The organism is Rickettsiales bacterium (genome assembly GCA_033762595.1).
Lineage (GTDB): Bacteria > Pseudomonadota > Alphaproteobacteria > Rickettsiales > UBA8987 > JANPLD01.
The window spans coordinates 1-4,362 of sequence record JANRLM010000024.1 but is presented as its reverse complement, the minus strand read 5'-3'; the positions used below and the strand labels follow the sequence as shown (position 1 = coordinate 4,362).

The window sequence follows — 4,362 nt, the reverse complement described above, 5'->3', positions numbered from 1 at the left end:
CAAGTTTGTGAAATGACGATTGATGTTGCGATGGATTGGTTCAATCAACTTCCAAAAAAACTTAGTGTAACTCACAATAAAATTGCAGAAAGAATCTTAAAAGAAATTCAGCTTCGCCTAGCTTTCTTAAACGATGTTGGGTTGGATTATCTAACTTTATCCCGTTCTTCTGGCTCGCTTTCGGGTGGTGAAAGTCAAAGAATTCGCCTAGCTTCTCAAATTGGCTCTGGTTTGAGTGGTGTTTTATATGTGCTTGATGAACCCTCAATCGGCTTGCATCAATGCGATAATGATAAATTAATTAATACACTTCGTTCGCTTAGAGATTTGGGTAATTCCGTGATAGTGGTTGAACACGATGAAGATACAATGCGTGCGGCTGATCACCTTATTGATATTGGCCCAGGGGCTGGTATTCACGGCGGTAATATAATCGCACAAGGCACACCTGCTGAAGTTGCCAAGAATAAAAATTCTATCACAGGAAAATATTTGTCAGGTGAATATGAAATAAAAATTCCTAAACGAAGAAAATTTGAAAAAGAGAGATATATCCGCTTAAAAGGTGCAAGAGCCAATAATCTTAAGAATGTTGATGTTGAAATTCCAATCAAAAAATTTAGTGCAATAACTGGCGTTAGCGGTAGTGGAAAATCTTCACTCATTCTAAAAACTTTATATAAAGCTTCAGCAAAATTTTTGAATGGTGCTTATAAATCAATGCCGGGGCATTATGACTCCCTAACAGGGCTTGAATATGTTGATAAAGTTATTAAGATTGATCAATCCCCAATCGGCAGAACGCCTCGCTCAAACCCTGTAACTTATACTGGTGCGTTTAATTTTATTAGAGATCTATTCGCAGCAATTCCTGAATCAAAAGCTAGGGGCTATAAATCTGGTCGTTTCAGCTTCAATGTTAAAGGCGGGCGATGTGAAACTTGCCAAGGTGATGGAATGATTAAAATTGAAATGCACTTCCTGCCTGATGTCTATGTTACTTGTGATACCTGCAAAGGTGCAAGATATAACAGGGAAACTCTAGAGATAAAATATAAAGGTAAAACAATTTCTGACATACTTGAAATGAATGTTGAGGAAGCTGAGCAATTCTTTAAGGCACAACCACTTATCCACGAAAAATTAAAAGCCTTGCTAGATGTTGGTTTGGGATATGTTAAACTTGGGCAAAGTGCAACTACACTTTCAGGCGGTGAAGCCCAAAGAATAAAACTTGCAAGAGAACTTTCTCGCAAATCAACTGGTAGAACTTTATATATCCTTGATGAACCAACCACTGGCCTACATTCGCATGATATTTCTAAACTGCTTGATGTTCTGCATAGGCTAGTTGATGCGGGCAACACAATGATTGTTATTGAGCATAATCTAGATGTTATCAAAACCGCTGATTATGTGGTTGATGTTGGTCCTGGTGGTGGCTCAAAAGGTGGAAAAATAGTTGGTTGTGGTCTACCTGAAGATATTGCAAAAATCACAGAAAGCCAAACAGGTAAATATCTAAAAAGAATTTTAGAAAAAACCAAAAAGAAAAAAGCCGCTTAGTTGAATACTAATAATCCAAAAATTTATTGGTGATTGGGTAGCGTCTATCACGGCCGAAGGGCTTGCTTGAGATTTTAACACCTGGTGCAGATTGCCTGCGTTTATATTCTGCTTTATGCACCATTTTTTCAACATCATAACAAGTTTGTGGGTTAAAACCCTCTGATACAATATCTTCCACAGATTTATCCATCTCAACCATTTCATAAAGAATTTTATCAAGCACTTCATATTTTGGCAGAGTATCTTCATCTTTTTGATTCGGGCGAAGCTCCGCACTTGGTGCTTTGGTAATAATTCTGTTTGGAATTAAATTTAATTTTTTGAGTTTGGTTTCTTGCGGAAGATTTGAATTTCGCCATTTTGCGATTTCATAAACTCTAGTTTTGTATAAATCTTTTATAAGATTATACCCTCCACACATATCGCCATAAAGCGTGCAATAACCAACTGCAACCTCACTTTTATTGCCAGTTGAAAGCAACAAATGACCAAATTTATTTGATAAAGCCATCAAAACATTTCCCCTAATGCGAGCTTGTAGATTTTCTTCTGCAACGCCAGATTTTGTATCTTTGAAAAAAGGTTTGAGGGATTTTTCAAACGCAACGCAAAGTGGCTCAATATCAATAAAATCTAGCTTAACGCCTAAATTACTTGCAAGATATTTTGCATCTTCAACGCTTTCATCTGAGGTATATTTTGAAGGTAGCATAACAAGTTTAACTTTATCCGCACCCAACGCATCAACTGATGCAACCGCAGAAATGGCGGAATCTATACCGCCGCTTAATCCCAAAATCACACCTGGGAAGCCATTTTTATGGATATAATCTCTTAGGGCAAGCATCATAGCTTGATACATATGCTCTGGCTCATTTATAATAGTTTGATGTTTTGGCTTAGCTTTGATGATTTCGTCAGTATCATAAAGGGTTACATCTTCTCTAAAAAAATCCATCTGATCAAACACTTTGCCGTTGCCAGCCATCGCAAAACTGCCACCATCAAATACTAAATCATCGTGGCCACAAACTTGGTTGACATATAAAACTGGAATATTTCCACCCGCTTTAGAAGCCACAGAGGCAATTTCCATTCTCTTTGCGTGCTTGCGTCGTTCAAATGGCGAGGCATTCACGGATAAAATAAACTCAGCTCCTTTCAGCCCAGACGCGTTTTCTTTGCTCCAAGTATCTTCGCAAATTAACATACCAATAGTTTTGCCTTTATACTTAAAAGGCTTAGGTTTTGTGCCACCTTCAAAAACTCTTTTCTCATCAAAAACTCCGTAATTTGGCAGATCATATTTATATTGTTTATAGATAATTTTTCCCTTTGAAACTATAAGTGCGGCGTTATAAATTTTGCCATTTTGCTTCCAAGGCGTGTTGATTAAAATATCAGCCTTTGCTGTTTTTGTAGCTTGGATAATTTTGTTTGTATAATCAAGCGATTTCTGAACAAATTCAGGGCGTGCTACCATATCCTCCCCCGGATATCCGCATACGCATAATTCAGGAAATACGACTAAATCAGCGTTTTGATTTTCCTTAAAAACTTTTATTATTTTGTCAGTATTGTGGGCAAAATCCCCCACCGTAAAGTTTAATTGTGCAAGTGCAATTTTCATAAATTGATATAAATTATTATAAGTGAAAAATAAATAAAATCTTAAGAAAATCAAAGAAATATAATTGTTTTATATAAATATTCTCAATTATTTTTAAGCTTATTGCATAAAATTTTTAATGCCTGGGGATAGATTTGATGTTCAGCTTTGTGGATTTTTTCTGAAAGGCTTTCTTCAGTTTCTTCATCTGAAACTTCAACCGCTTTTTGCATTATAATTTCACCGCTATCAATTTCTGGTGTTACCAAATGCACGCTACAACCCGTAACTTTTACGCCAAAATCAAGTGCATCTTTAACCGCACTCCCACCCTTAAATGAGGGCAGAAGCGATGGGTGGATATTCAACATTCTACCCTCCCATTTATTAACAAAATCAGCGGTGAGAATTCTCATAAACCCAGCAAGGCATACTATTTCAATCTTATTTTGAATAAGCTGGCTGTGGATTTCATGATCAAACCCATCACGGGTTTTGAAATTTTTATGATTGATTATAGAAGTTTTTATTCCTGCCCTTTCAGCCCTAACAATACCAAAAGCATCAGGTTTATTGGATATAACCAAAGAAATTTCCGCAGGAAAACTCTCATCATTCCTTGAGGCGTCAAGCAAGGCTTGCAGATTTCCGCCATTTCCTGAAATTAAAACCGCTGTGCGAAGCTTGTTAGACATTATATAATTTTATTCAATCCCTACAATATGTTAGAATTATTGTAAAACCATTTTTATCTTAACTATTTATTAACCTTTTTATAGTATATTATTGTATAATTTCCACATTATAATTAAATTTTAACACCCCAATTACACTATTGATGTTTGACTTATGAAATTTAATCATAAATTAGAAGATTTAATTAGAAATTTATTAAAAGAAATTCCATCTTTAGCAGAGAATGGTTGTTTTGGAGATTTTTGTTCTAAGGTTGATTCTGTAAATCATTTGTTCTTGTCTGCCGTTAACAGAAAATATCCTAATATTGATGATAAATCTACCACTTATATTCCAACAAGATTATGGGAAGATTTTGTTGAAAGAATTGAAGATGCGTCTCTAAAAGAGAAATTGCAAGTTTTTAAAAAAAGAAACCTGTCATTTTTTGGTAAACAAAATAAACCAGTAGTATCTTTTAATACACCCAATATAAAATCACTGACTTT

General features: G+C 35.4%; 4 protein-coding genes. 2 read left to right on the top strand and 2 right to left on the bottom strand.

Features of this window, described 5'->3' with window-relative positions:
* Positions 1-1,566 (top strand): excinuclease ABC subunit UvrA (uvrA, locus tag SFT90_01765; protein MDX1949210.1); only part of this gene is annotated, 1,566 nt, incomplete at its 5' end.
* 7 nt (positions 1,567-1,573) lie between these two features.
* On the opposite strand, the gene SFT90_01760 is transcribed toward uvrA, so the two are convergent.
* Together SFT90_01760 and purN are read right to left on the bottom strand one after the other, a co-directional pair.
* The gene (locus SFT90_01760; protein ID MDX1949209.1) at positions 1,574-3,199 is read right to left on the bottom strand and encodes an NAD+ synthase; all 1,626 of its coding nucleotides are present in this window, start codon (positions 3,197-3,199) and stop codon (positions 1,574-1,576) included.
* Positions 3,200-3,282: 83 nt separating this feature from the next.
* Positions 3,283-3,873 (bottom strand): phosphoribosylglycinamide formyltransferase, encoded by a 591-nt coding sequence (gene purN / locus SFT90_01755; protein ID MDX1949208.1) that lies wholly within the window; start codon positions 3,871-3,873, stop codon positions 3,283-3,285.
* 154 nt (positions 3,874-4,027) lie between these two features.
* On the opposite strand from purN, the gene SFT90_01750 reads away from it, so the two are divergent.
* A partial coding sequence (locus tag SFT90_01750) for a hypothetical protein (GenBank protein ID MDX1949207.1) occupies positions 4,028-4,362 on the top strand: 335 nt, incomplete at its 3' end.